This window comes from Sphingomonas sp. G5, assembly GCF_052660795.1.
The window spans coordinates 2522533-2549390 of sequence record NZ_CP109660.1; the positions used below are offsets into that span (position 1 = coordinate 2522533).

Consider the following 26858-nt stretch of genomic DNA (forward strand, 5'->3'; position numbering starts at 1 on the left):
CACGGTGGTGTGACCCGACCACACCACCCTACGCGCGGATGGTCAGACGTCGGCGGTCGTGCGGTACCCGGCCGGGTTGGTGGTCTGCCAGTTCCAATAGTCACGGCAGGCGTCGTCGATGCCGAGACGCGTGCGCCAACCGAGCACCTCGCCGGCCTTGGACGGGTCGCAGTAGGTGGCGGCGACGTCTCCGGGACGACGGTCGAGGATCTTCTTGGGCAGTTCGCGCCCCACGGCCTTCTCGAACGAGGCGACGAGTTCGAGCACGCTCACCGGGCGACCGGTGCCCAGGTTGAACACCTGGTGGCCGGGCCGGGCCTGCTCGAGCGCGGCGACGTGGCCCTCGGCCAGGTCGACGACGTGGATGTAGTCGCGCAGGCCGGTGCCGTCGGGGGTGTCGTAGTCTGCGCCGAAGACCCCGATCTCGTCCAGCGTGCCGATGGCCACGCGCGAGACGAAGGGCATGAGGTTGTTCGGGATGCCGGCGGGGTCTTCGCCGATCAGACCGGAGGGGTGCGCGCCCACCGGGTTGAAGTAGCGCAGCACGGTGACGTTCAGCTCGGGGTTCACCCGCGCCACATCGGCGAGCACGACCTCGTTCATGCGCTTGGACTTGCTGTACGCGTTCGACAGATCGATGCTCGTCGTCGATTCCTCGGTGAAGGGGAGATCGGCCGGGTCGGAGTACACCGTGCCGGTGCTCGAGAAGACGAAGCTCCGGATGCCGCGGGCGATGCCCACGCGCAGCAGGGCGAAGGTGGTGTCGACGTTGTTGGAGTAGTACTCGAGCGGCTTATGCGTCGACTCCCCCACCGCCTTGAACGCGGCGAGGTGGATGATCGCGTCGATCGGACCGTGCTCGTCGAACGCCTTCGCCACGACCGCCTCGTCGGCGGCGTCGCCCACGATCAGGGGCGCGGGCTTGCCGGTGATCGTCTCGACCCGCTCGGCGGCGACGGCGTGCGTGCCCGACAGATCGTCGAGGAGGACGACGTCGTGACCCGCTTCGAGGAGGGCGACGGCCGTGTGGGTTCCGATGTAACCGGCTCCGCCGGCCAGGAGTACGCGCATGCCTCCAGGCTATCGCTCAGCGACACCGCGCCGATCGCGCGAGAGGGGCTCAGCGCCCGTCGAGCCGCCCGCCGGACTCGCGCAGGTAGCACGCGGCACACATCGATTCGTAGGTGACTTCGCCCTCGATCTGCCCCTCGTCGATGGCGACCTGGTCACCATCGAAGACGAACCGACCGCCGACCAGTCGCGCGTTGAAGATCGCCTTGCGCCCGCACCGGCAGATCGTCTTCAGCTCTTCGAGGCTGTGTGCGATCTCCATCAGACGCGCCGACCCCGGAAACGCCTCGGTACGGAAGTCCGTGCGGATCCCGTAGGCGAGGACCGGGATGCCGTCAAGGACGGCGATGCGCAAGAGGTCGTCGACCTGCGCGGCGGTGAAGAACTGCGCCTCGTCGACCAGAAGACAGGCGACGGGCGCGTGACCGGCCGCGGCGTGGAAGACCTCGCGCAGGTCGTCGTCGGGCGCCACCAGGAAGTCCACCGGGCGCTTCACACCCAGGCGGCTGTCGATCTGGTCAGCGCCCTTCGTGTCGATCTCCGGCTTGGCCAGCAGCACGCGCTGACCGCGCTCCTCGTAGTTGTACGCCGCCTGCAGCAGGGCCGTCGATTTGCCCGAGTTCATCGCCCCGTAGCGGAAGTACAGCTTCGCCACGCGCGACTCAGGGGTTGATCGCGAGAGCGTGGGCCGTGGCATCCAGCTCTTTTCGCGCCGCGGCCGGGTTGGTGTTCAGCGTCTCGCCGTAGCTGGGGATCAGATCGCGCAGGCGCGGCTCCCACTCCGCCATGCGCTCGGGGAAGCAGGTCTTGATGAGCCCAAGCATGATCGACACGGCGGTCGAGGCTCCCGGGGATGCCCCGAGGAGCCCTGCGATCGAGTGGTCGGCCGAGGTGACGACCTCGGTGCCGAACTGCAGCACACCGCCCTTGTCTTTGTCGCGCTTCATGACCTGGGCACGCTGGCCGGCGTCGAGCAGCTCCCAGTCCTCGTCCTTCGCGGTGGGCATGAAGTCGCGGAGGCTGTCGACTTTCTTCGAGTGGGTCTTGAGCAGCTCGCTGACGAGGTACTTGATGAGACTCGGGTTGTCGACGGCGACCTTCAGCATCGGGCCGATGTTGTGCGGGCGCACCTGCGTGACGATGTCGAGCATCGATCCGTTCTTGAGGAACTTCGGGCTGAAGGTCGCGAACGGACCGAACAGCAACGACGACTCCCCGTCGATCACGCGGGTGTCGAGATGCGGCACCGACATGGGAGGCGCACCCACGGAGGCCTGCGAGTAGACCTTCGCGCGGTGCTTCGCCACGATGTCGGGGTGGGAGGTCTTCAACCACTGCCCGCCGATCGGGAAGACACCGTAGCCCTTGATCTCGGGGATTCCCGAGCGCTGCAGGAGTTTGAGGGCCCAGCCGCCCGCGCCGACGAAGACGAACTTCGCGTTGATGGAGCCGGGGGTCCCGCCGATCACGTGGCGGTACGAGACCTCCCACGTGCCGTCCTTCTTCTTCTTCAGCTTCTTGACGTCGTGGTTGGTGGCGACCTCGACGCCCTTCTCGCGCAGGTTCGCGAACAGCTGGCGCGTGAGCGAGCCGAAGTCGACGTCGGTGCCGGCGGGCACGCGCGTGGCGGCGAAGGGTTCGCCCTTGCGACGCTTCTGCATGAGCAGCGGAGCCCACTGGTTGATGACGCGCGAGTCCTCGCTGTACTCGATGCCCGCGAACAGCGGCTGCTGCTTGAGAACCTCGTAGCGCTTGCGGAGGAAGGCGACGTCTTTCTCGCCGCGCACGAACGTCATATGGGGCGTGGCGTTGATGAACGTCGACGGCTCGTCGAGAACACCCTCGGCGACGAGCGAGGCCCACAGCTGACGGCTCTGCTGGAACTGCTCGTTGATCGCGACCGCCTTGGCGGGATCGATCGTGCCGTCCTTGGACTCGGGCGTGTAGTTCAGCTCGCACAGCGCCGCGTGACCGGTACCCGCGTTGTTCCAGGCGTTCGAGCTCTCTTGAGCGACGTCGCTCAGACGCTCGAGCACCGCGATCTTGAGATCGGGCTGGAGGTCCTTCAGCAGCGTGCCGAGAGTGGCGGACATGATGCCGCCACCGATGAGAAGAACATCGACGTTTTCAGTCACCCGTCGATTCTAGGCGCGAGCCGAGAGGTGTCTCGACATCGAGAGAACCGTCGGTTCGATGTCGAGACACCTCGCACCCGGCATCCGGATGCCGTGTCCTCAGGCGGTCGTGAGACGCTTCTGCGCGACGAGCTCGGCGATCTGGACGGCGTTGAGCGCCGCACCCTTGCGGAGGTTGTCGTTGCTGATGAAGAGCACGAGGCCCTTGCCCTCGGGGGCGGACTGGTCGGCACGGATGCGCCCGACGTAGCTCGGATCGGTGCCCGCGGCCTGAAGCGGAGTCGGAACCTCTTCGAGCGCCACGCCGGGAGCCTCGGCGAGGAGCTCGCGCGCACGCTCGGGCGAGAGGTCGCGGGCGAACTCGGCGTTGATGCTGAGCGAGTGGCCGGTGAACACGGGGACGCGGACGCACGTCCCCGCGACGCGCAGGTCGGGGAGCTCCAGGATCTTGCGGCTCTCGTTGCGGAGCTTCTTCTCTTCGTCGGTCTCGTTCTGGCCGTCGTCGACGAGGTTGCCGGCGAAGGGGATGACGTCGAAGGCGATCGGGGCGACGTACTTCTCGGGCTCGGGGAAGTCGAGGGCCGAGCCGTCGCGCACGAGACGCTCCACCTCGCCCTGGGCGAGGACGCCCTCGACCTGGCCGAGGAGCTCCCGGGCGCCCGCGAGGCCGGAGCCGGAGACGGCCTGGTAGGTGCTGACGATGAGGCGTTCGAGGCCGGCCTCGGTGTCGAGGACCTTCAGGACCGGCATGGCGGCCATGGTGGTGCAGTTGGGGTTGGCGACGATGCCTTTGACGGCCTGATCGATGGCGTGGGGATTGACCTCGCTGACGACCAGCGGCACCTCGGGGTCCATGCGCCAGGCGCTGGAGTTGTCGATGACCAGGGCACCGGCCTCGGCGAAGCGGGGGGCGTGGGCGCGGCTCCCCGTGGCGCCGGCGGAGAACAGAGCGACCTCGACGCCGGCGGGGTCGGCGGTGGCGACGTCTTCGACGACGACGGAGTGACCGGCGAATTCGATCGACGAGCCGGCGGAACGCGCCGTCGCGAACAGACGCAGCTCGCGGATCGGGAACGCGCGTTCGGCGAGGATCTCGAGCATGACGGTGCCGACCTGGCCGGTGGCGCCGACGACTGCGAGGGAGATTCCGGAATCGGAGATGCGGGTCATGACTGTTCCTCGGGTACGCGGGGGCGCGCGCGAACGGATGCGCGCGACATTCGTGCCAGAGTAGCGTGCGCCCGCGAGCTCTCCGATCGGTGCCGATCGCTCTGGCGGTCGAGAGCGCGAGGATGGCAGGACCGCTGCCCCGCCGGCCGGTGCATCCACAGGTGGCATGACCACCTGGCACGTGTCGGTGGTCTCGCCCACAATGGCAGAGCACCCCCGCTGCGAGGAGACCGATGAACGACCCGCTGATCGAAGCCCTGCGTCGCGCCGTCGAGGCCGCACCGCTCGACGACGAGTTGCGCCTGCATCTCGCGACGCAGCTGTGGGAACGCGGTCTCTCCGAACAGGCGGTCGCGGAAGCGAGCACGGTTCTGTCGCACTCCCCGACCGACTCACGGGCCCGCGATCTCCTCGCGCGGGCGCTGGGCGCTCCCGCGCCCGATGCCGCGTCGTTCCCCTCCCCCGATCCGGCGAGTCGCCAGCTGCCCGATCCGCCCGCCCCGCCGCGCCCGGAAGGCGGTTTCGACTGGTCGGCCGCCGAGTCCGAGGTGGGGCACATCGCGCAGCCCGCGTTCGTCGACGGCGAGGGCGCCCCGGCCTTCGACGCGCACGACCTGCAGCGCCCCACGACCACCCTCGCCGACGTCGGGGGCATGACCCAGGTCAAAGAGCGCCTGAATGCCGCGTTCCTCGCCCCGCTGAAGAACCCCGAGCTGCGCGCGCTCTACGGCAAGAGCCTGCGCGGCGGACTGCTCATGTACGGACCGCCGGGGTGCGGCAAGACGTTCATCGCCCGCGCGATCGCCGGCGAACTCGGTGCATCTTTCATCTCCGTCGGCATCAGCGACATCCTCGACCGGTACCTGGGCGAGAGCGAGCACAACGTCCGCGACCTCTTCCAGCTGGCACGCCGCGACGCGCCGACGGTGATCTTCCTGGACGAGTTGGATGCCATCGGGCAGCGCCGTTCGCAGGCCCGCCACAGCGGGATGCGCGGGGTCGTCGTCGCCCTGCTCGAGGAGCTCGACGGCGTCGCGAGCGACAATGAGGGCGTCTTCGTGCTCGCGGCGACGAATCAGCCGTGGGACGTCGATCCGGCGCTGAGGCGGCCGGGCCGTCTCGACCGCACGGTTCTGGTCCTCCCTCCCGACGAAGAGGCGCGACGTGCGATCTTCCGGCACCACTTGGCACGCCGCCCCGTCGAGGGCGTCGACCTCGCAGAGCTCGCGCGATCGACCGACGGCTACAGCGGCGCCGACATCGCGTACGTCTGCGAGCTCGCGAGCGAGAACGCGCTGCTCGAGAGCGCGCGCACGGGCACCGCGCGTCTCATCGGCATGGACGACCTGCGACACGGCGTCGCCCAGACCACCTCGTCCACGGGCCCCTGGCTCGAGGCGGCGCGCAACGTCGTCCGTTTCGGCGACGACGACGGCACCTTCACCCAGTTGCGCGACTACCTCAAGAGCGTGCGCCGGCTGTGAGCGACGACGCCCGGGCACTCCGCAACGCCGAGACACTGCTCGACCTCGGACGGCACGAGCAGGCGCTGCGCGATGCGGGAGCGGTGCTCGCTCGCGAACCCGGCAACGCCGACGCCCAGCGGATCGTCGGGGAGGCCCTGGTCGAACTGGAGCGCTGGAACGAGCTGACCTCGCTGGCCCGAGACGCGGTGTCGTCGTTCCCTGACGACGCGTGGGCGTGGCGTCTGCTGGCCCTCGCCCACATGGAGACCGGTCACGAGGCGGATGCGCTTCACGCCGCCCACCGGCTCTACGCGCTCGCGCCCGAGGTCACCTTCGCGGTGTACACCTACGCGCGCGTCCTGCACGCCTTCGGCCGCGCCGCGGACGCCCTCCCCGCCCTCGAGCGTGCGCTCGAGACACAGCCCGATGACGTCGATCTGCATCTCGCGAGGGCGACGTGCCTGTGGAAGGTGGGCCGCACACGCGAGGCGCGCGAGACGGCGGCCTCCGCGCTGCGCATCGACCCGACGAACGACGACGCCCAACGCATTCTGGCGGTCTTCGGAGGGCCGGGGCAGCGCGGATCGGACGCGCTTCTCGAAACGGCTCGCCGCGCGGCGAGGGATCCCGGCGATGACGACAACGAGGTGTTCTTCGAACTCGCCACCAGCCGGGCGCTGGTCTTGCCCGTGTCGGTCGTGTTCGGCCTGTGCGTCGCCCTCCTCGCAGTGTGCGTGCCGACCGGGGGCCTCTGGGGGTGGCGCATCGACACCGGCCTCGGCCATCTCGTCGGCGCGGGTCTCCAGGCGATCCTCTTCTCCGCCGCCATCGCCATCCTGGGTCTGTGGCTCCGTCGCATGCGGCGCCACCTCGGTGAACTGTTCCGTCCCATCGTCGCGTCTCGAATGGACGACGGTCCCCTGTCGAAGTTCAGCTCGTGGGCGATCGCCGGAGCGCTCGTCCTCGATTTCATCGGCATCGTGCTCTACGCCGCCGCAGGCGACCCTCTCGGCCCTCTGGCGCTGGCCCTGGGCCTATCGAGTGCCTACGCCGGCGGTGTGCTCGTGGTCATGTTCCACCTCATGACCCGTGGCTTCGTCCCGGGCGCGATGACGCGACCGGCCGGGCTGCTCCTGCTCCTGTGGCCGGGGGCGATCGCCGGAGTGGTCTTGCTCGGGCTCTTCTTCGTCGGCTCGGTGCTCTACATCGTCGTCTGGGCTTTCTCGGGCGAACGACTGCCCGAGCCCTTCCCGAAGACCGGGCAAGAGCGACGGGAGACGACGAGCTAGCCGCCGTCACCGATCACGCCGCACCGAAACGAGCCGCGACGCTCCTCGTGCGCCTCGCCCCGGGGCGCGGCGACGTCACCCGTCCAGGCGAAGAGCCGGTCAGCGACCGGTGCCCGCGTGCACCGTCGCCTCGGCCTCGCCGTCGAGACCGTACGCCGTGTGCACGAGTCGTGCGGCCTCGGCGAGGTCAACACCGCGGACGACGACCGAGATGCGGATCTCCGACGTCGAGATCATCTCGATGTTCACCCCGGCGAGGCTCAGCGCCTCGAAGAGGGTCGCCGAGACGCCCGAGTGCGTGCGCATGCCCGCGCCGACGACCGACAGCTTGCCGATCTGGTCGTCGTGCACGAGGCTCTCGAACCCGACCTCGGCCTGCTCCGCGGCGAGCGCCTTGAGCGCCGTCGGGGCGTCGGTCTTGGGCAGCGTGAACGAGATGTCGGTGCGGCTGGTCGCGGCGGCGGAGACGTTCTGCACGATCATGTCGACGTTCGCGCCGGACTTGGCGACGATCTTGAAGATGTCGGCGGCCTTGCCGGGAACGTCGGGCACGCCGATGACGGTGATCTTCGCCTGGCTGAGGTCGGTGGCGACGCCGGCGACGATGGGCTCTTCCATGGTGGCTCCCTCGGGGACGAGCGGTGAGGACTTCGAGGCATCGAGCACCCAGGTGCCCTCGCCCGAGCTGAACGTGGACCGGGCGTGGATGAGCACGCCGTGACGGCGGGCGTACTCCACCGCGCGGATGTAGAGGACCTTCGCGCCGTTGGCGGCGAGCTCGAGCATCTCTTCGCTGCCGACACGGTCGAGCTTTCGGGCCAGCGGCACGACGCGGGGGTCGGCGGTGAAGATGCCGTCGACGTCGCTGTAGATCTCGCACACATCCGCCTTGAGAGCGGCGGCGAGCGCGACGGCGGTCGTGTCGGATCCGCCGCGACCGAGCGTCGTGATGTCGCGGGTGTCGCGGTTGAAGCCCTGGAAGCCGGCGACGATCACGATCGCCCCCTCGTCGAGCGCCTCGCGCAGCCGCACAGGGGTGACATCGACGATGCGGGCGGCGCCGTGCGTGGCATCCGTGATCATTCCGGCCTGGCTGCCGGTGAAGGAACGCGCCTCGAAGCCCATCGAGTGGATCGCCATGGCCAGCAGGGCCATCGAGATGCGCTCTCCGCTCGAGAGCAGCATGTCGAGCTCGCGGGGCGCCGGGATGGGCGCGACCTGGTTCGCCAGATCCAGCAGTTCGTCGGTGGTGTCGCCCATGGCACTGACCGCGACGACGACCTCGTGTCCCGCGCGGCGCGTGTCGACGATGCGCTTGGCGACCCGCTTGATGCTCTCGGCGTCGGCGACGGAAGAACCGCCGTACTTCTGGACGATCAGAGCCATGAGGAGAACTCCCGGAGAGGTCGTGCGTCGGGATGCCACGACGGGGCGCTCGTGCCGCGCCCGAGGATCATCCTAGAGGCGGTCGCATACCGCCCCCGTCATGGGCCGACGCCCGGCGAAACCGCAGGCCCCGTCGGTAGGATCGAACGCTCCCTCTCCCCCGCCTTTCTGGAGGCCCGCGGTTGTCCCCCACCCCGCGCCGACTGCTGTCGTCCCTGCGTCGTCTCGTCCAGGTCGACGATGTCTCGTCGCCCGATACGACGCTGCTCCCCGTCATCGACGAAGCCTTGTCGACGCGCATCCTCGACCTCGCGATCCGCATCGGCGAGACCATGCTCGTCGTCGGCGCCCCGGCCAACGAGGTGACCCTCACGATCGTGCGGGTGTGCGGGGCGTACGGACTCGACCCCGTACACGTCGACGTGACCTACAACTCCATCACGATCGCGCACAGCCGCCCGGGAGCCAGCCATCCCACCACTCTCCTCCGCGTGGTGCGCGGCTCGGTCCCCGACCATGCGAAGCTGCAGCGCCTTCAGGCTCTCGTGCAGGAGATCGCCGGCGGTCTGGGTCTCGACGACGCGATCTCGCGGTGCCGCGCCATCCGTCGCCTCCCCTTCCGCTATCGCCCCGCGATCGTCATCGCCTCTCAGGCATCGCTCGCCGCGGGTGTGGCGATCATGTTCGGGGCGAACTGGCTCGCCCTCGTGCTGTCGTTCATCGCCGCGGCCCTGGCCGCCACGACGCAGTACATCCTGGCGCGGGCCCGCGTGCCGTACTTCTTCGCGCAGATCGCCGGCGGTTTCGTCCTCACCGTCTTCGCGGCGCTGTCGCCGCTGCTGCGCTACACCGGCCTCGATGCGGCGGCGGCGATCCGACCGTCGGTGATCGTGGCATCCGGAATCGTCCTGATGCTCGCGGGTCTCACCGTGGTGGGCGCGGCACAGGATGCCATCGACGGCTTCGCGCTGACGGCGACGGGACGCATCCTCGAACTCACCACGCAGACCCTCGGTGTGGTGCTGGGGATCCTCGCGGGGCTCGAGACGGTGCGCGTTCTCGGGATGGGGATGTCAGCGCCGTCTAACGCTCTGCCGCTCGGACCGGTGAGCGTACAGTTCGTCGGAGCCGCCGTCATCGCCATCGCCGTCGCCGTCTTCAACGGTGCCGGCGCGCGCATCGTCCTCGTCAGCGCCGCCCTCAGCCTCGTTGCCTGGGCGGGGTACGTCGCGGCCTCGGGCCTGGGCTTCGAGGTCGCCGCCGCGAGCGGCGTGGGCGCCTTCGTCGGCAGCTTCGCGGGCATCGTCGTCGCCTACCGGCTGCACGTGCCCTCGGTCGCGATCACAACGGCGGCGATCCTCCCCCTCGTTCCGGGTGCCGCGGTGTTCCGAGGCCTGCTCGGGATCGTCGAGTCGGGCGAAGACCCGGCGGTGCTCATGACCGGGGTCACCACCCTCGCCGGGGCGGCGACGATCGGCATCGCCCTGGCGGTGGGCGCCTCACTCGGCATCTACCTGGGTCAGCCCGTGCGGGCGACCCTGTCGAGCGTCACCCGGGTACGAGCGCGCGTGCGACGGTAGTCAACGAAAGGCGCCGGGATGCCACGGCCCCCGCGTCGCGCGGGCACCGGGCCGTGGCATCCCGGGTTCTCAAGGACAGGAGCCGGGTTCGCTTCCTGCCGCGGTGTCGAACGTGGCGAGGTCGACATCGAGCTCCACCCGGAAACGCTGTTCGCTGACGGCGACGTCGCTCACGTGAAGGGCACGCGGAAGAAGCTCTGCGAAGCAGAGCGGCTCGACCTGGAGCGCGGCGAGATCGCCACCGGTCAGCGCTGTCACCTCCTCGACGGACAGGACCTTTCCCCCGGCCGTGACGCTCGAGACCCCGGCACTCACGCGCCCTTTCTCGAAGCGCGGAGTCATCGCGACGCTCCCTGTCTGCGTGCCCATCCCGCCCGGCAGCGAAACGTCGAAGACCACGTCATCGCCCGAGAAGCCGACGCGCACCGCGCCGCGGGCTTCGGCGGGCACGAACAGCGCCGTGGCCTGCGCGGCGGTGAGAGTGAGTGCTCCGGAGAGGCCGTCCAGCGTCCAGTCGCCGTCGCCGCCTCGAAGTCCCTCCATGTCGAAGGTCAGATCGGAAGTGGCCGGGCCGGTCGGGAAGCTACGAACCGTGGCGTGGGCGCCGTCGAATCGGCCGAAGGGCTGTTGGAGGAGCGCGAAGCCCTCGATGTCGACGTCGATCCGCTGACTATCGGGGAGCTCCAGCGCGGCCCTGACCATCGAGGCGATCGTCCTCTGGCTCTCGGCTCGGGAAATCGCCTCCGCCGTTGCGAGAGCGGTCACCGCGAGGGCGACGAGGACAACGGCGAGTACCGCGAACAGCACCCCCGGTCGAGGTTGTCCCGGGTCGGGAGGTCCCGGCTGGAGTCGAGGCGGTAGCAGGGCGGTCTGCTGGTCGGAGAGGGCCATGCGCCGCGGCCTATCCGAACCGGCCGTTGACGTAGTCGTAGGTGCGGGGGTCGATCGGCGCGTCGAACATCTCCGCCGTGTCGCCGTGCTCGACGATGTGTCCGGGCTGCCCCTGGGACGCGAGGAAGAAGGCGCATTGCTGCGAAACGCGCTGCGCCTGCTGCATGTTGTGCGTGACGATCACGATCGTCACCTCTTTCTGCAGTTCGCCCATCGTCTCTTCGATCACGCGGGTCGACGTCGGATCCAGCGCCGAACACGGCTCGTCCATGAGCAGGACCTTGGGTTTGACCGCCAGCGAGCGTGCGATGCACAGACGCTGCTGTTGACCACCGGACAGGCCGCCACCGGGCTGGCGCAGGCGGTCCTTGACCTCTTTCCACAGGCCCGCCGAGGTCAGGGAGCGCTCGACGAGGTGGTCCTTCTCGTCGCGGGAGGCCCGGATGCCGGTGAGCTTGAGCCCCGCGACGACGTTGTCGTAGATCGACATGGCCGGGAACGGGTTCGGCTTCTGAAAGACCATGCCGATGTCGCGTCGAGCCTCGGTCAAGCGTCGCCCGGTGTCGTAGATGTCGACGCCGTCCAGGAGGACCTCTCCCGCCAGTGATGCGGAGGGGACGAGCTCGTGCATGCGATTGAGGATGCGCAGGAATGTCGATTTGCCGCATCCGGAGGGACCGATGAGAGCGGTGACCTCGCCCGCGGGCATCGTCAGCGAGACGCGGTCGAGCACCTGGTGGTCGCCGAACCAGGCGGTGATCCCCCGTGCGTCGAGCGTCGCGAGCGGCGAAGGGAGGTCCACAGCGAGGTCGGGGATGGAGGTGACCGGCAGGTGCACATCGGCCGCGCCTCCGGCTCGGGGCGGGGCGAACGCCGGGAGGCTCACCGAGGGCGCGGGCGCGGCGCCGGCGGGCGCGGACACGAGTTCCGCCGGCGAGGGGTCTCGGCGCGATCGGCGACCGTTCGGGCCGTGGGGGTCGCCGGCGGGAGTAAGAACGGCGGTGATGTCATCGGACATGTCGAGTGGTCCTCGGTGATCAGAGCAGGTTGGGAAGCAGCCGCGTGAGCTGGTCGGCGACGAAGAAGCCGGCGAGGGCGGCGACGGGGACGAAGACGATCCAGGTCTTCTGCGCACCGAAGCGACGGAACGACCACACGGCCGCGACCTCGACCGCCAGGAAAAACTGCAGGGCGAAGATGAGAGCCCAGACCGTGCGCGCGTCGGTCGCCATCGCCTTCTCCGCAGGACCGAGAGTGCCCGTGGTCGTCAGGCGCGCACCCGCGGGTTGGGTCTCGGAGACCAATCGGGCATCGACGTAGACGATGCCGGTGGGCACGTAGGGCACGCCGCGCGCCGTCTGCAGGATCAGGCGGCTCTCTCCCCGGGTGAGGTTCGGCGGCGTCGGGTCTCCCGCGTACCTCAGGCCGATGACCTCGAAGCGCTGGAGTCCCTGACCGGTGCGCACGGTGATCTCATCGCCCGGATCGAGCGAGGAGATCGCCGAGAACGGCCCGCCGAACGCTGCGGCGCGCGCCATCAGCACGCTGACGCCGACCTGGCCCGGCAACACCGTGTCGCGACGGTGTCCCACTCCCTGCGCGGTCTGAGCGGATGCCGTGCCCTCGACGACCACCTCGTGGAACTTCAACCGCGGGATGTCCATGATCGCGACCGGGGCACCGTCTGCGAGCAGGACGTCTTCGAACGTCCCCTCGCTGACCGGGGCCGTCCCCGCCGCGAGCTGCGCGCGCAGATCGTCCTCGAGCCGTTGCTGGGATGCGAGGTGCTGCAGATGACTGAACACGGTCACGTTCAGCACGAACATGAGCAGGAGCAGCAGCAGCGTCGCGACGATGCTGCGCGCCAAAGCCTCGGCCCCTGTCATCTCGCTCGTCGCACGCGGGGGCGCAGGCGGCCGACGCGGAGGTCGGGGAGGACGCGGAGGACGGGTGAGCAATCGCTGCCGCGGTTCCCGAGGCGGCTCGGCGACCGCCCCGTTCCCGGGTGCGGTTGCTGCGGCGGGGTCGTCGATCACGCTCATGCGGGGGCACCGGCATCGAGCTCGACCTCTGTCGCGGAGCGGCGAAGGCGGAGGCGAAGGACGATCTGGACCACGATCACCGCTCCGGCCGCAGCGAGCAACAACAGGGCCACCAGCCACGGGAAGACGAGAACGGTCGTGTCGCGGGTCAGCGGGCTGAGCGTCGTTCCGCCGACCTCGGCGGGCGGGCGGAACGTGGCGTGCGCGGTGACGAGTCCCCATTGCCCGGCACCCGAGAGGTCGGCCGAGACCACGCGGGACTCCCCCGCCTTCAGCTGCGGGAGCTGCACGGCGTCCGTCTGCGCGAGACGGTTGCCGAAGGGGCCCTCCATCCAGAAGTCCGCCGTCGCGTCGAACGTGGTCGTCGAGACGTTGCGCACGGTGAACGACAGCAGGGTCGATCCCTCGAACGGGTTGGGTGTCAGGCGGACCTCGCTGACGAGACCACCGACGTGGACGACGCCACCGAGATCCACGGCACCGGCAGCCGGCGAGGGCGAGGGGGTCACCGCCTGCACGGTGGACACGCTGGACGGTGCGGTGGACACGCCGGAACTCGCCGACCGTGACCCCGAGCCCTGCGTCGACGAGGTCGCCCCGCTCCGCGAGGATCCGGTCGCTCCGGGCAGACACGGCGAGGACTCAGAGCTCGGCGGGCCGATCACCGTCGCCGACATGTCGAGGGCACCGGTCGGGGCGGGAGAGGGTGCCGCGGTCGGGCACGTGACCGCTCCGCTGCTCGCCGACGCGGGTGCGGAGGCGTGGGCGGCGACGGGCGCCGACACGGCAGCAGCGCAGAGCAGTACCGCGGCGAGCAGGCGTGGCATCCGGTCGCGCCGAGACCACGTCACCGTGTCGCTCCCGAGGTTCCGGCCCCGACGACCTCACGCTCGAGCTCGGCCTTTCGACGGGCCTCGGCCTCGGTGTACTCCACCCAGGCCCGGGCGCGACGATCGTCGATACGGCGACGCAGGCGCAGCCCGCCCCACACGAGCAGACCGATGATCAGCGCGGCGAGAAGGGCCCACGGCACGACGAAGAGCACCGTGTCGCGAGAGACGCTGCGCAGGGGCCCGGGGTTGAGCGCCTGCTGATCGACGGACGGATACAACGTCACCGTGGGCGAAAGGTAGATCCACTGGCCGACCCCCGAAACGGTGGTCGTGACGGTGCGGGTGCTGCCCGGCAGCATCTCGTCGACCTCCGCGCCGACCTCGCCCGAGACGCCGATGCCGAAAAGTCCACGGACCTCGGCCTTCAGGCGGCCCGCCAGAGCCACGTTGCCGGCGTTTCGCACGGTGAAGGTGACGGTCGTCTCGCCATCGAGCGGGTTCAGGCTCGGCGTGTACGAGGCGGACATGCCATCGATGGACAGGAGGGGCTGCAGATCACCGGGGACGCGCACGTAGAGACGGGTGCCGACGCGACGGTCCACGAGAACCTGGCCATCGTTCGACAGCGCGGAGACCGCCAATCCCGCGGCGTGGTCGCCGGGGCGGGCGTCGGCGGGCACGGCGACACGGAACGGGACCTCGGTCGATGCTCCCGGCTCGAGCTGAACGGCGACGGACGGCTGCCCGGAGAAGGCGACCCACCCACCCGCATCGGTCGGGGCGACACCGGTTTCGAGTAGGCCGTAGCCACCCTCGTCCGTGTTGAACGCGTCGGTCGCGAACACCGTGAACGACTGCGGCGTCGATCCCACGTTCGTCACGACGTAGACGTCATCGAGCTCCTGGCCGGGGCCCATCTGGTAGCTGAACCGCGAGCGGGGCGAGGCGGCGTCCGCCGATTGGGGTGCCGCAGAGATGCCGATGGTGTCGTTCGGCGCCGGCGCGTCGTCGGCGCGCGCGGAGCCCGCAGACGACAGGCCCAGCGAGACCGCGGCGGCGGCGATCAGGGCCAGAGCGGCCGATCGGATCCCCCACGCGTTCGGGCGGGCGGGAGCGAGGTTGGAAAGCACGATACATCTCCGCAGAAGGGGCTGGCCGCGGTCGATCCGCGACCTGAACGACGTCTGAACGCCGCACGGGTTCTCGGGGGACGGACGAGGGGCGGCGCCACGGCGCCGCCCCTCGCGTGGTCACTTCGAGACGAGCGTGAGCGTCATCTTCGAGGTGTAGGTGCCGGCCGGAGCGTCGGACGGCGCAACCAGCGTCAGGTCGGCACTGAGCTTGGTCACACCCGTACCCGAGCCTGCGGCCGCACCGGCGAACGTCGCCGGGTAGACGGCCGAGCCCGCGGTCTGCGCGGCCGCGGCGGTCACCCCGGTCGCCGTGGTCCCCGCCGCGTTCACCTTGGGTGCGACGCCGAGGTTGGCGGCGGTGAAGGTGGCCGAGTCGCTCGTGAAGGCGCCGACGGTCTGCGTCAGTGTCCAACCCTTCTTGCTGACGACGCGCTCGTCGGTCACGGTGACCTCGGGAAGCGTCGCCGTCGAGGTCGACTTGTTGTTGATCAACTGCGCCTGACCGAAGGTGGCTGTCGCGCCCGCGGGAACCGACAGCGACAGAGCGCCGTCCTGAGGCGCGACGGTGGTCGCCTCGAGACCGATGTCACCCGTCGTGGCCGCCGAACCGCCGCCGGTGTTTCCGCCGGTGGCGGGTACCGTCGCGGTGTAGCTCCACGAGCCGCCCGGCTTGACCGTGATGTAGACGAACGAGGCGTCCTCGACGGTCACGCCGTTGCTGGAGGTGAAGGCGAGGCCGGCGGAGAAGTCCCCACCGTTGGCCTTGACCGAGGCGTAGTTGGCGCCGGCGAGATTGTTGAGCAGGAGCGCCGGGGTGAGGACCGTCTTCTTCGTGGTGTCGTTGAAGGCGTTCATCTGGCTGCCGAGCCACTTGGAGGTGTCGCGCTCGCCGCCGCGGGGCGAGACGAACACCGAGACACCGGTTGCCGCGGCCGGGCCGGTGAACATCTTGTCGTAGTTCGAGAAGCCCTCGCCGACGGGGTAGCCCGCGACGAGCTGGTCGAAAGCGATGGCCTCGCCGTTCTTGACCAGGTTCTCGGTGGTGGCGTCGAAGATGTAGAACGGCTCGGTCGAACCGGCCGGGGTGTTGGCGGCCTGCGCGGCCGAGACGCCTGTGCCGACCAGCAGGAGGGCGAGAGCCGCGGCAGCCGCGGCCTTCAGGGTCGTAGAGCGGAACATCTCTGTGTACCTTTCCGTGGTCTCGATCAGCCCTGGGCGTACGCCGAGAGGGGGGTGGTCGAGGAGGGGGCGAGGAAGCCGAACTTGCGCTTCACCGAGCCGGGAGCCAGCGGCGAGTTGCCGAAGTTGGTCAGGCTGGTCAGCGAGGAGGAGTTGACGAGGTTCGCCAGGACCGCGTCGTACGCGGGCGAGCCGGTGTAGGTGAACGTCGACTGCACGCGAGCGCGCTCGACGATCAGGTAGGTGTCACGTCCGAAGGTGGTGTTGGAGTAGTAGCTCGCGTTGGGGACGAGGGAGGGAGCCGTGCCCGTGAAAGCGCTGGCACCGGCGACGGGCGAGCCCAGCTGCACGGTCGAGGCGACGGCGACGGTGTTGACCCCCGCCACGTTGTTGGCCTGGGCGATCCAACTGGCAGCCGAGAACGGGATGATCTCGCCGTCACCGAGCACGGTGGCGTCGTTCTCGGGCACCGTGGTGTTCGAGGCGTCTGCCACACCCGAGGGGGTGGTCACACCGAGGGCGTTGAGGAAGAAGCCGCGCGTGCCCGAGGACGTCTGGGGAAGGCGGGGCTTGATCGTGACGCCGTCGATGGAGGTGATGGTCCCCTCGTAGATGCCCTTCAGCTGCGCGGGGGTCAGCGTGGCCCATGCCGCGGTGCCGCCCTTGTATGCGTAGGCGACCGCATCGCGAGCGAAGGGGACGTAGAGCAGACGGCCGTCGGCGTTGGCGTTGGTGCCGGGCCCGCCCGAGCTGCGGGCGATGTCGACCTGACCGGCGATGCTGCGCGCCGGGGTGATGTTGCCGTTGATCGCCCAGTTCGCGCCGTCGATCGAGCGACGCAGGGCGTCGCGGCCGGCGCCCGAGCCGTTCGGACGGGCGAAGAAGGGGCCGTTCGACTTGGCCTGGATGGCCGCCGAGCCGAAGGCGTCGAAGTTGCCGATCGACTTGCCGTCGGCGAGCACACGGACGTAGGAGCCCGAGGCACTGGTGCCGTTGGTGAGCGCGTTCATCGCGTCCTGGAGGGTGTCGGAGCCGACAGCGACGTAGCTGTTCGACACCGGCTCGGCCGAAGCGGTCGAGGCGAAGCCCGCTCCCGCCAGCAGAAGGCCGACTGCCGCGCCGATGGCGGCGATCTTCTTGATCTTCACGAGATACCAATCTGGAAAAGGTGGATGGTGTGATTTCTGGTGATGCGCGGAAGGGAAGAGCGGCTCGCGTCAGCCGAGGCGACGCGGAAGACGAGGGATGAGGAACACGACGCCGGCGGCGAGCACGCCCGCGAGCAGGCTGGCCGGCAAGACCGCCGGCAGCCCGCCCACACCCGGATCCACGGGGGTCTGAGCCCCGGCGAGGGCACCGGCGACGGCTCCGGATGCCACGGGGTCGCCCGACGCCGCGGAACCCGCTGCCGCGGCAGCCGGCGCTGCAGCGACGCTCCCCGAGGCGCCGGGCATGGTCCCGGAGGCGAGGGGGGCAGCGGCCGCGGGGGCCTTCGTCGGCGACGGAGCGGTGGAACGGATGAGACCGGACTGGATCACGTTCGCGGCGACGACGGCCTGCTGGTGCCACGCATCGGAGATCGGCGCGTACCCCACCGGGAGCTGACCGAGATCGACGCCGGGCTGCTGACCGTAACCGGCCGCGTAGCGGATGAATGCGGCGTAGCTGGTGCGAGCCTTGGCATCCGTCATGTAGGGGTTGGTCGCGGCATAGATGGGCAGGGTGAGCGGGTAGGCGGCGGTGGCGGAGCGGGCCGCGTCGGAGGTGAAGTCGAAGCCGACGGTCTGCGTCTGCGCCGTCGTAGAGGTCATCGCCGCGGCGGCGGCGCTCATCGCGTCGTTGGAGAGCCCCACGAAGGCCCCCGCCGGGTTCTTCAGCTCGGCCGAGACGATCTGATACTTCTCGGAGGCCGCGCTGTCCGTGAGGCCGATGACAGCTTGAGTGCCCTGGAGACTGCGGGGCGTCTTGACGTAGCGAGGCGGGTTGGCCAGCGGATCCCATGACCCGGCGACCTGCGCGTCACCGCGAAGCGTGAGGTAACCGGATGTATCGAGGTCGTTCGTGAAAGGTCGCCATCCGATCACGTTGAGTTCGCCCGCGCCGCCCTTGACGGCCTCCCGCTTCGTCGGGTCGGCCTTGGGGAACGTGTCCGTGGGCAATGAGAGAGCACCGTTGGGGTTCACCTGGGGGTTGGTGGAGCTGTACTTGTTGACGCGCGTCCCCCAGGGGTCGGCCTCGCCGTCGAGGAAGGCCCGGGCCTCGGGATCCGCCAGCACGTAGCTCCACAGGGTGTGCGCGACATCGGATCGCCCCTGCGTCACCAGCATGTCGGAGACGCCGACGCCGGCGATGGCCTGCTCCTTCCACTCCGCATCGTTGATGGCGAGGAAATCCGGATCGAACAGCAGATTGCGAGGGTTGCTCCCCAGGTGCCGACGATCGGTCTCGGTGGGAAGGGCGTCGATGTACGAGGAGGTCAGGAGCTTCGCGATCAACCGCGGAGTGAGCTTCATCGAGGTGAACGGGAGGCCGGCCCTGCTCCGTGCGACCTCGTCGGTGCTCCCGGGGTTCGGGAACCGGTCGATGGCGAAGGCGATCGTGATGGCGGAGAGGCCCACCGGCGCGTAGATGAGGTCGTCTGCGGAATCGCCGGCGTAGGGGCGCGAGGTCAGGGCGAGGGGTGCGGAGGTCGTGGCGGCATTGGCCGCTGCCACGGCATCGGCCTCGTTGCTGGTGATCATGTTGTAGATGTCGCCGCCGTTCGCGCACAGCGACGGCTGCCACGACGAGATGGCCGAGGCGAGCAGCTCGCTGCCGACGACCTGTCGTTCGGCGGCACCGATGGCGCAACTGCTGCCGAGCGGGCGGAAGTCGAGGCGCACGGCGACGTGGTGCTTCCAGCTGTCCCAGAACAGTCCGGGCTGCGTGATGGACGGCGAGCCGTTGTCGTGCGTGCCCCGCGGGATGATCACGAGCCAGCACGACTGTCCGCGCGCGGTTCCGTCGGTCGCTTCAATCCGACGCCCGCAGCCGAGACCGCGGGACTGCACGGCCGTCTGCACCTCGAACTTCGCGCTGCCGGTGCCGTTGGACCCGGAGCCAGCCCAGGAGACCTCGTTCGAGGTGTACTGCGAGAAGAAGGGGTTCTGGTTCACGTCGACGCGGTCACCGTCGACGTATTTTCCGTCGGCGATGCGCTGGACCATCTCGTGCTCGCCGTTGCGCAGAGTGGATGAGCGGAAGGGAATCGCCGTCTCGCTGGGCTCGCTGACGCCCTTGCCCAGGACGGTGTAGGGCAGGTCCTGCTTCGGGATCGAATACTCCCAGTCCGGCGAGCCCACTCTCCCGCCGCCGAAGGTGCCGCTCGCGCCGTACTGGCACGTCGTGCGATCGGGGCGACCGGGGTCGTCGGGGTCGTCGCCCCAGCACTGCATGATCTGCAGGAAGTTCTCGCCACCGGTCTGCTGACTCGGCGGGGTCGAGCGCGCGGCGTTCTTCCACGACACCTCGATGCCCTGGGCGCCGAGCCCGCGCGTCTGAGACACCGACACTTCGAGGTCGGGGAACGGCGCATTCGCGGCATCCGGGTCGTAGGACGCGGCCGAGACCGTCGCCGCGCCGAGGTCGGCGCCGTCGGCGGCCGAGGCGGAAGGAGCCGCGAGAGCTCCGCCGGACATCGCGGCGAAGACCGCTCCGGACACGACCACGCCGGCGACGACCGAGGCGAGAGCTCGGCGGAGGCGGTGGTGGGGTGCTGACAAGCGCACGGGATTCCCCTGATTCTTCATCGACAGGGCCTGTCGACGGGTCGAAGTTATGGGCGGGTTATGACGGACGGATGAACAAGCTCACAACGAGGGCTCGCGCTCGCGTTGCGGAGAGACGTTTCTGCGAAAGACCCGGTCGAAGGGGAATTCGGGCACGCCGAAGCCGCGTCCGACCGCGTCGGACGCGAGGCGAGTGGCGCGTCAGCGGCCGTTGGGGCGACGGGAGCGACGCAGCAGCAGAGGCGGCACACCGATGGCGGCGAGCAGCAGCACGGCCGCGGCAGCCATCATCGCCGCGGGGGCTCCCGGCACCGGATCGGGGATCGAGAAGGGAGCGGATGCCGCTGCCCGCCCACCCCCGGCGGCACCGGACAGGAGGTTGCCGTTGGCGTCGTAGACCGCCTCCGCGGCCGTGGATGCGGCGGCCGGGTCGGTCGCGGCGGTCGCCCCCGCGGCTGCGGTGCCCGTGGTCGCGGCGCCGGCAGCGGCTCCCCCGTCACCGGAGCCGGTGACGTCGGTGCTCGTGCCGGCGGCACCCGCCGTCCCGGTCACGCACTGGCTGGGCCCCTGCTTGTCGCAGTCGGCCGGTTGCGGGGCGGTCTGCGCCAGGCGGTTGTTGTCCAGGGAGTCCCCCGGCTGGAAGGTCGGGTTGTTGCACGCGTTGATGTCGACGGTCGAGCCTTGGGCGCCGGGAATCCGCTTGATCTGCTCGGCACCCGCTTGAACGAGGTTCATCGGGAGCGGCGAATAGCCCAGCTGCTCCGCCTGCTGCTGCCCCTCGCAGAGGACGTATTTGGCGAAGGCACCCAGCGTGCGCCCCTTGTCGGCGTTGAACGTCCCGCCCTCCTGGGTCGGCACGATCATGTACGAGTAGCTCGAGAGCGGGTACGTGCGAGGGTCGCCGTTGTTGTAGACCCCATCGAGGATCTGGGTCAGGTAGTCGGCTGACGAGGCGTTCGTGTTGATCTGCGCCTTGAGCATCGCGACCGCCACCGACGAGGCGGTCGGTTCGATGTAATAGCCGGCGGCATTGAGCACCTTCGCCACCGGGAACCCGGACTTCAGTGCGTACGAGTACTCGACGTAGGTGATGGCACCCTCGCCGTAGTTCTGTCCCACATAGGCGGAGACGCCGAGCGAACCGTTCTGCAGGGTGGCCCCCACGTCGTCGGGGAACTGCGACGTCATCCCCGTCGTCCAGATATCGGGGTGCTGCTTCGACATCCACATCGTGAACTGCGCGGTCGAACCCGATCCGTCGGAACGCGCGATGCGCTGGATGGGGCGGTCGGGCATCGCGAGCCCCGGGTTGTCGGCCTGGATGGCGGGATCGTTCCAATTGGTGATCTTGCCCGCGAAGATCTTCGTCACGGTGGCCCCCGCGAGGCGCAGGTTCGTCACCTGCTTGCCGCCGATCTTCAGGTTGTACATGAACGAGGTGCCGCCGGCGACGATGGGCATGTACGCGTAGCCCCCGACGGGAGGCTTCTCGGGCTGCGCCCCCTTCTCGGTCGGCTGCAGCTGGAACGGGATCTCGCTGATGGCGAAATCGACGCTGCGGTTGATGAAGTCGGTGCGACCGGCCGTGGAGCCGAGGCCCCGGTAGTTGACGGTCATCGTGTAGTTGGACTGCACGTTTCGCCGCCACTGGTCGAGGGCGTTCTGCGACCAGGTCGACCCGGAGCCGGAGATGTCGGCGTAGGCAGCGTCCGCGGCGGTGGCCGCGGGGGTGACGCCACCGGCGCCGACCACCCCCGCGACGAGGGCGGCGACGAGGGCGGTCGCGGCGAGTCGGAAGCGGCGGGGGATCACGGAGTCTCCTCGGAGGGGTGGGAAGTGTCGGCGGCGACCCGCTCGGCGGCGAGCGCCTCGCTGGCCGTCAAGGTCGCGGGAACGAGGACAGCACTCGCGGCGGCCGCCGACAGAGCGGCGCGACGCTCGATACGTGCGAGATCGCCCCGTGACGCCGCGGCGCGGGCGCGGCGTCGGCGCGGGCTCAACTGACCCGCGCCTTTTCCGCCGATGGCGCGAGCGACGATGAACAGGACGAGCACGAGCGCGATGAGGGTCGCGGCCGCCCCGAATCCTCGGGCGATCATCGACGGCTCGGGAGATTTGACCATGTCGAACACCTGGAGCGGCAGCGAGATCATCGGCCCGTGGAAGGGGTTCGTGTTCATGACGGCCGTCACACCCGAGGTCAGAAGGACCGGCGAGGTCTCGCCGACACCGCGTGCCGTGCCCAGGATCACCGCGGTCGCGAGCCCCGAACGGGACGTCGGCAGCACGACCGTCCACACCGTCCGCCATCGCGATGCGCCGAGCGCATAGGACGCCTCGCGCAGGTTCCCCGGCACGAGCCGGAGGACGACGTCGGAGGCGCGGATGATGATCGGCAGCATCATCACGGTGATCGCGAGCGACGCCGCGAACCCCGAGCGCTCCTGGGTCACCAGGGTGATGACGGCGGCGTAGATGAAGAGGCCGGCGACGATCGAGGGCAGCGCGGTCATGGCATCCGAGATGGTCCGGACGAAGCGGGCGAACCGCCCGCCGATCTCGTTCATGAAGACCGCGGTCGCAATGCCCAGCGGTACGGCGATGGCCAGGGCGATCGAGATCTGGATCAGGGTGCCGACGATGGCGTGGGCGATGCCGCCCGTGTCGAGCGGGTCGAGCGGACCCGCGAATTTCATCGTCTCAATGAAGAAGGTGAGGTGGGTGACCGCGTCGAAACCACGCAGCAGCGTGAAGACGACCACGAACACCAGAGCGGCCAGCAACAGGCCACCGGCACTGTAGAGCAGGGCGGTCATGACGCGGTCGACCACATCGAGCCGGTCGGAGCGCAGAACGATGAGCAACGCGTAGATCGCCAAGAACGACGCGTAGGCCACCACAGCCCACCCGATCACCCCGGTCATCGGCGTGAGCCAGCCGAACAGCAGGGTCGCCACCGCGAGGGAGGCGCAGACCGCGCCGATCAGGTCGAAACGCTGCTCGGCCGGGATGCCGCGCACGCGCCGGCGCGGCCCCGGAGCCTCGGCGCCCGGGTCGGGCAGCTCGGTCCGTCCGCGACGGGGGGCCGGGAGCGTTCCGGGTACCTCGACGAGGCGCGTGACGTCGTCTCCGACCGGTGGCGGAGCCAGGGTGGCATCCGGGGTCATGTCATCCCTCGCTCTGGGCGCCGGAGCGCGATCGGGCCACGACGGAGGACGCGGTGAAGTTGATGACGAGGGTGATGACGAACAGCGTCAGCCCGGCCGCCATCAGGGCCGACAGACCGAACTGACTCGATTCGCCGTAGCGGAGGGCGATGAGCGCGGAGATGGAGTTCGACCCCTTGCTGAGGACCTCGACGTTGATCGTGAAGATCGGCGAGATGATCATGTAGACGGCGATCGTCTCCCCCAGCGCCCTGCCCAACCCGAGCATCGTCCCGCCGATGATTCCACCCCGACCGAACGGCAGAACGACGGTGCGGATCATGCCCCATCGGGTCGATCCGAGGGCCAGCGCCCCCTCGCGTTCTCCGATCGGCGCCTGCGAGAAGGCCTCGCGCATCACCGAGGTCTGGGTCGGTGCCACCATCAGCGCCACGACGATGCCGGCGATGAAGGCCGAGGAGGTGAACGCCCCCGCCGAGGTGATGCGTGCACCATCGGGATCGGTCACGGCGAGGACGGGAACCCACGCGAAGTAGTAGGAGATCCACTGGGCGACGGGGATGACCGCCGCCTGGAGGAAGAACACCCCCCAGAGCCCGTAGACCACGCTCGGCACCGCGGCCATGAGATCGACCAGTGTGACCAGGGCCGACCGGAGGCGGGGAGGAGCGACCTCCGAGATGAGCAGCGCCGTCCCCACGGCGAGGGGAACAGAGAACGCCATCGCCACCAGTGCGATCGAGACGGTGCCGAACAGCACGGCGACGATGCCGAAATCCCCGGCCTCCGGGTTCCACTCCTGCGTCCAGAAGAACGACGGGCCCGCGACGCTCAGCGCTTCGCCGCTGCGGAGCGTGAGGAACAATCCGACCGCCAGCATGATCGCGACGGTGATTCCGCCCGCGGCGTAGGACGTGGCGCGGAAGACGGCATCTCCGCGTGAGGGCCGCGCGCGCAGCTCGCGGGGCGCGACCGGCTGCTTCTCCTCGACAGACGGTGCTTCAGCGGGGCGCAGGAGCTCGGTGAGCGCGTCCGGGCCGACGGCGGTCATCGCGTCACGCTCCGGGGCGCGCACACGACGGAGCGCAGAGATGGTCTCATCGGGCTTCCTGAGAACACGGACCGGCGGCGGGTTCCAGCCGGATCCTCGACAGCGTGGGGGCCGAACATGAACAACCGACCACGTTCCGGGGAAGGAGCCTTGGCCGAGACGTGAGCGGGCCACGAGCGCTTCATGACGACGGCACCGGAGTCGGTGTCGAGGTCGGGGCGCGCGTCGTCCCGGTCGGCGACGGCAGCGGTGTCGGGGTGGCGGCTCCCGTCGACAGTGTCAGGGTCACCGGCGTCCCGAGCGGCGATCGGGAGCCGGCCGCGGGGTCGACATCGATGACGCCACCCGCGGGCACGATGCTCGAGGTCGCGTGCCGCAGGACGATCGCGAAGCCCGCGGACGCCACCGAGTACTGAGCGCGATCCGCCGTCGCGCCTCGCACGTCGGGCACCGTGTTGAAGCCGCTCGCCACGACCAGTGTGATCGGACCACCGGATGCCGAGACCTCGCCCGGCGCGGGATCCGTCGCCGTCACCGTGCCCACGGCATCCGTTCCATCCGACGAACCCGTCTTCTCTGCGACGCGGAGACCGGCGGCCGCGAGGAGGGCGCGGGCGTCTTCCTCCTGCCGGCCCACCACCGTGGGAACGGTGACACTCCGCGGGCCCGGAGTCTCGGCAGCTCGAGCGGCAGGGGGTGAGGGCGACGCCGATGAGACGGAGGGCGAGGCGGCGGCGGAAGAGGAGGCGTGTGGCCGCTCCTGCGCTTCGACCGGGGCCGCGCGAGGGACGAGGGCGAAGACCAGGATGCCCACGAGCACGGCGGCGGTCGAGAGCAGGATCCACATCAGGGACGACGCCCCGGAGCGCGGGCCGACAGTCTCGGCCGCAGACCGGGCCACCGGGGACGGGAGAAGTCGGGTGGCCGGCGCCGGCACCCCGGACGGTGCGACGGCCATCGAAGCCGCGACGCCGCGCGGGGAGGAGAGGGCCGCGGCGGAGAGGGCCGATCGCATCGCCGGCGCCGAGGCGAAGCGATCGCCGGGCTCCTTCATCAGCGCTCGGACGACGAATCGATCGAGCTCGACGGGAACGCCGCGTGCGCGGACGGAAACGGTGGGGGGAAGGGCCATCAGGTGTGCCCGGACCGTCTCGTCGATGCTCGCTCGCACGAACGGCGGTTCCCCGACGAGGGCCAGGTACAGAAGAGCCCCGACCTGGTAGATGTCGCCCGCGACTCCCACCGCGTCTCCGCGGAGGTGCTCCGGGGAGGCGTACGCGGGGTTACCGACGATCCCCTCGACCGCGGCTGTCACGCCGCTCAGCAGGACGTCTCCGGCCCGTGCGGATCGGCCCGGCCTGTCCGCCACACCGAGATCGATGAGAGTGACGGCGGTGACGTCGCCGCCGGCCTCGCGTTGGACGAGCACATTGGATGCCGACACGTCACGGTGGACGTAGCCCGCCGCGTGGACCGCCTCGAGGGCACCCAGAACGCGGTCGACGACGGCGAGAGCCGCCGCCGGAGGCAGCGGCCCCCGCGTGCGGACGAGCTCGGCGAGGGTGACGCCCGGGGCGAACATCCAGGCCGTCCACACTCGGAGATCGCCGTCGTCGCCCATCGCGACGACCCGGGCCACGGACGGGTGCGAGATCGACCGGGCGATCGACGCCTCGCGGAAGAAGGCGGCTCGCACCGTGGGCGTCACGTCGAGATGGGGGTGCAGAACCTTCACGGCGACCACTCCGCCCTCGACCGTATCGAGAGCCTCGTACACCGAGGCGGTGGCGCCCGAGCCCAGCAGAGATCGGATCCGGAATCGCCCGCCGATCAGATCAGGAAGCTGCGGACCGGTCACGGGCACGCCGTCCCGGCCGCCGACGCGGGTGTCGCCATCGGTCGCTCAGCCAAGGAGGGGGACTTCTTCGCGCACCTGACGGTAACGGCGCCCGGAACGCGTGCCGATGTTCACGACACGAGCGATGTGGGCGCGACCCAGGTGATCACGCGCCGCGCGCGCCGCTGCGGCGGCCTCACCCGGCGACTCGTACCAGCGGGAGCTGATGAGCACGGGCAGACCGCCGAGTCGGAGGGCCCAGGCGTGCCGGGTGGGCACGTCGCCGCGCACGGTGGTCGGCGACAGCTCGCCCGCCCGGGCGCTCAACACCTCGGCATCGGCCCAGGCGTCGTCCGGGGCGGGGTACAGCCACGTCCCCCGACCGAGCTCGCGGTTGTTCGTGGCGAGCAGTCTCCACACGCCGTACATGCCGCCGCGTGCGACCGGCCCGCTCGCGCGGGGGGCGACGACGCCCTGACCGGTTTCCGCGGGCAGGATGCGGGCCCGGAAAGAGAGCCACGACGCCAGCATCGGGTCGTCGGTGGATCGGAACGTGTCGAAGACGACGCGCGCCTGCGCGCTCGATCGCGCGGAGAGCTGTTCGCTCACGAGGGGTCCCCTGTCTCGCGGATTCGCACCGGCCCTTCGGGTCGACCGGTGCTTCTCCGCTCAGAAGAACGTCCTCCCCCGGCATGGCCGCGGCACGATCAACGGGTGAACGAGCGGTTCACCAGCCCTCAACGATTCGTCACGAACTCATAAGGTGCGTTCACCCGCCGGTTCATACGACCTGCTGGTCGGGAAGGCGGGGGCCGTCAGGGTGACGAGGTCGTCCGCGCCGACGCGGCGAGCCGGTTCAGC

General features: G+C 69.8%; 21 protein-coding genes. 3 read left to right on the top strand and 18 right to left on the bottom strand.

The window, feature by feature from the left end:
- Positions 1–42: 42 nt before the first annotated feature.
- The 4 genes from galE to NE358_RS12160 form a co-directional block, all read right to left on the bottom strand.
- Positions 43–1071, bottom strand: a complete 1029-nt coding sequence (galE, locus tag NE358_RS12145) for a UDP-glucose 4-epimerase GalE (protein WP_289938866.1) — start codon at positions 1069–1071, stop codon at positions 43–45.
- A 49-nt stretch (positions 1072–1120) separates the two neighbouring features.
- Positions 1121–1768 carry a thymidine kinase gene (locus NE358_RS12150; protein ID WP_499317878.1) on the bottom strand — a complete coding sequence of 216 codons (648 nt, stop codon included), beginning with the start codon at positions 1766–1768 and terminating at the stop codon, positions 1121–1123.
- Positions 1734–3206, bottom strand: coding sequence for a malate:quinone oxidoreductase (locus NE358_RS12155; RefSeq protein WP_289938868.1), 1473 nt, complete (start codon positions 3204–3206; stop codon positions 1734–1736). The genes NE358_RS12150 and NE358_RS12155 overlap by 35 nt, the downstream gene beginning before the upstream one ends.
- A gap of 99 nt (positions 3207–3305) precedes the next feature.
- Entirely contained in the window at positions 3306–4376 is a 1071-nt protein-coding gene (locus NE358_RS12160; protein WP_289938869.1) for an aspartate-semialdehyde dehydrogenase, read from the bottom strand.
- 233 nt (positions 4377–4609) lie between these two features.
- On the opposite strand from NE358_RS12160, the gene NE358_RS12165 reads away from it, so the two are divergent.
- Positions 4610–5860: an AAA family ATPase gene (locus NE358_RS12165; protein ID WP_289938871.1), complete on the top strand. Its 1251-nt coding sequence runs from the start codon at positions 4610–4612 to the stop codon at positions 5858–5860.
- On the top strand, positions 5857–7131 hold the full coding sequence (locus tag NE358_RS12170) for a tetratricopeptide repeat protein (protein ID WP_170210621.1): 1275 nt from the start codon (positions 5857–5859) through the stop codon (positions 7129–7131). Before NE358_RS12165 ends, NE358_RS12170 begins: the two co-directional genes overlap by 4 nt.
- A gap of 99 nt (positions 7132–7230) precedes the next feature.
- Here the strand turns inward: NE358_RS12170 and NE358_RS12175 are convergent, their stop codons facing one another.
- Entirely contained in the window at positions 7231–8517 is a 1287-nt protein-coding gene (locus tag NE358_RS12175; protein WP_103206102.1) for an aspartate kinase, read from the bottom strand.
- 182 nt (positions 8518–8699) lie between these two features.
- On the opposite strand from NE358_RS12175, the gene NE358_RS12180 reads away from it, so the two are divergent.
- Positions 8700–10097, top strand: a complete 1398-nt coding sequence (locus tag NE358_RS12180; protein WP_103206101.1) for a threonine/serine exporter family protein — start codon at positions 8700–8702, stop codon at positions 10095–10097.
- Between the two features lie 69 nt (positions 10098–10166).
- On the opposite strand, the gene NE358_RS12185 is transcribed toward NE358_RS12180, so the two are convergent.
- From NE358_RS12185 to NE358_RS12245, 13 genes are all read right to left on the bottom strand, one after another.
- Positions 10167–10988 carry a hypothetical protein gene (locus tag NE358_RS12185; protein WP_289938877.1) on the bottom strand — a complete coding sequence of 274 codons (822 nt, stop codon included), beginning with the start codon at positions 10986–10988 and terminating at the stop codon, positions 10167–10169.
- Positions 10989–10998: 10 nt separating this feature from the next.
- Entirely contained in the window at positions 10999–12006 is a 1008-nt protein-coding gene (locus NE358_RS12190) for a phosphate ABC transporter ATP-binding protein (RefSeq protein ID WP_499317881.1), read from the bottom strand.
- Positions 12007–12025: 19 nt separating this feature from the next.
- On the bottom strand, positions 12026–12874 hold the full coding sequence (locus NE358_RS12195) for a sortase domain-containing protein (protein WP_289938879.1): 849 nt from the start codon (positions 12872–12874) through the stop codon (positions 12026–12028).
- Between the two features lie 152 nt (positions 12875–13026).
- Entirely contained in the window at positions 13027–13857 is an 831-nt protein-coding gene (locus NE358_RS12200; RefSeq protein WP_289938881.1) for a hypothetical protein, read from the bottom strand.
- A gap of 20 nt (positions 13858–13877) precedes the next feature.
- Positions 13878–14993 carry a COG1361 family protein gene (locus NE358_RS12205; protein ID WP_289938884.1) on the bottom strand — a complete coding sequence of 372 codons (1116 nt, stop codon included), beginning with the start codon at positions 14991–14993 and terminating at the stop codon, positions 13878–13880.
- Positions 14994–15113: 120 nt separating this feature from the next.
- Positions 15114–16175, bottom strand: a complete 1062-nt coding sequence (locus tag NE358_RS12210; RefSeq protein WP_141376177.1) for a hypothetical protein — start codon at positions 16173–16175, stop codon at positions 15114–15116.
- A gap of 26 nt (positions 16176–16201) precedes the next feature.
- On the bottom strand, positions 16202–17323 hold the full coding sequence (locus tag NE358_RS12215) for a substrate-binding domain-containing protein (protein ID WP_289938888.1): 1122 nt from the start codon (positions 17321–17323) through the stop codon (positions 16202–16204).
- Positions 17324–17392: 69 nt separating this feature from the next.
- The gene (locus NE358_RS12220) at positions 17393–19942 is read right to left on the bottom strand and encodes a hypothetical protein (protein WP_289938890.1); all 2550 of its coding nucleotides are present in this window, start codon (positions 19940–19942) and stop codon (positions 17393–17395) included.
- A gap of 201 nt (positions 19943–20143) precedes the next feature.
- Positions 20144–21754, bottom strand: coding sequence for a phosphate ABC transporter substrate-binding protein PstS (gene pstS, locus NE358_RS12225; RefSeq protein WP_289938892.1), 1611 nt, complete (start codon positions 21752–21754; stop codon positions 20144–20146).
- On the bottom strand, positions 21751–23109 hold the full coding sequence (gene pstA, locus NE358_RS12230) for a phosphate ABC transporter permease PstA (RefSeq protein ID WP_116239139.1): 1359 nt from the start codon (positions 23107–23109) through the stop codon (positions 21751–21753). Before pstA ends, pstS begins: the two co-directional genes overlap by 4 nt.
- A 1-nt stretch (position 23110) precedes the next feature.
- Entirely contained in the window at positions 23111–24160 is a 1050-nt protein-coding gene (gene pstC / locus NE358_RS12235; protein WP_289938896.1) for a phosphate ABC transporter permease subunit PstC, read from the bottom strand.
- A 181-nt stretch (positions 24161–24341) separates the two neighbouring features.
- A complete protein-coding gene (locus tag NE358_RS12240; RefSeq protein WP_289938899.1) occupies positions 24342–26018 on the bottom strand; it encodes a serine/threonine protein kinase in 1677 nt (558 codons plus the stop codon).
- A 45-nt stretch (positions 26019–26063) separates the two neighbouring features.
- Positions 26064–26606: a hypothetical protein gene (locus NE358_RS12245; protein WP_116239141.1), complete on the bottom strand. Its 543-nt coding sequence runs from the start codon at positions 26604–26606 to the stop codon at positions 26064–26066.
- Between the last annotated feature and the right edge of the window lie 252 nt (positions 26607–26858).

Excerpts from the sequence above, each read along its gene's own strand:
- galE (WP_289938866.1), bottom strand. The coding sequence starts at position 1,071 with ATGCGCGTACTCCTGGCCGGCGGAGCCGGTTACATCGGAACCCACACG.
- NE358_RS12150 (WP_499317878.1), bottom strand. The coding sequence starts at position 1,768 with ATGCCACGGCCCACGCTCTCGCGATCAACCCCTGAGTCGCGCGTGGCG.
- NE358_RS12160 (WP_289938869.1), bottom strand. The coding sequence starts at position 4,376 with ATGACCCGCATCTCCGATTCCGGAATCTCCCTCGCAGTCGTCGGCGCC.
- NE358_RS12165 (WP_289938871.1), top strand. The coding sequence starts at position 4,610 with ATGAACGACCCGCTGATCGAAGCCCTGCGTCGCGCCGTCGAGGCCGCA.
- NE358_RS12175 (WP_103206102.1), bottom strand. The coding sequence starts at position 8,517 with ATGGCTCTGATCGTCCAGAAGTACGGCGGTTCTTCCGTCGCCGACGCC.
- NE358_RS12185 (WP_289938877.1), bottom strand. The coding sequence starts at position 10,988 with ATGGCCCTCTCCGACCAGCAGACCGCCCTGCTACCGCCTCGACTCCAG.
- NE358_RS12190 (WP_499317881.1), bottom strand. The coding sequence starts at position 12,006 with ATGTCCGATGACATCACCGCCGTTCTTACTCCCGCCGGCGACCCCCAC.
- NE358_RS12195 (WP_289938879.1), bottom strand. The coding sequence starts at position 12,874 with ATGACAGGGGCCGAGGCTTTGGCGCGCAGCATCGTCGCGACGCTGCTG.
- NE358_RS12200 (WP_289938881.1), bottom strand. The coding sequence starts at position 13,857 with ATGCCACGCCTGCTCGCCGCGGTACTGCTCTGCGCTGCTGCCGTGTCG.
- NE358_RS12210 (WP_141376177.1), bottom strand. The coding sequence starts at position 16,175 with ATGTTCCGCTCTACGACCCTGAAGGCCGCGGCTGCCGCGGCTCTCGCC.
- pstA (WP_116239139.1), bottom strand. The coding sequence starts at position 23,109 with ATGACCCCGGATGCCACCCTGGCTCCGCCACCGGTCGGAGACGACGTC.
- pstC (WP_289938896.1), bottom strand. The coding sequence starts at position 24,160 with ATGACCGCCGTCGGCCCGGACGCGCTCACCGAGCTCCTGCGCCCCGCT.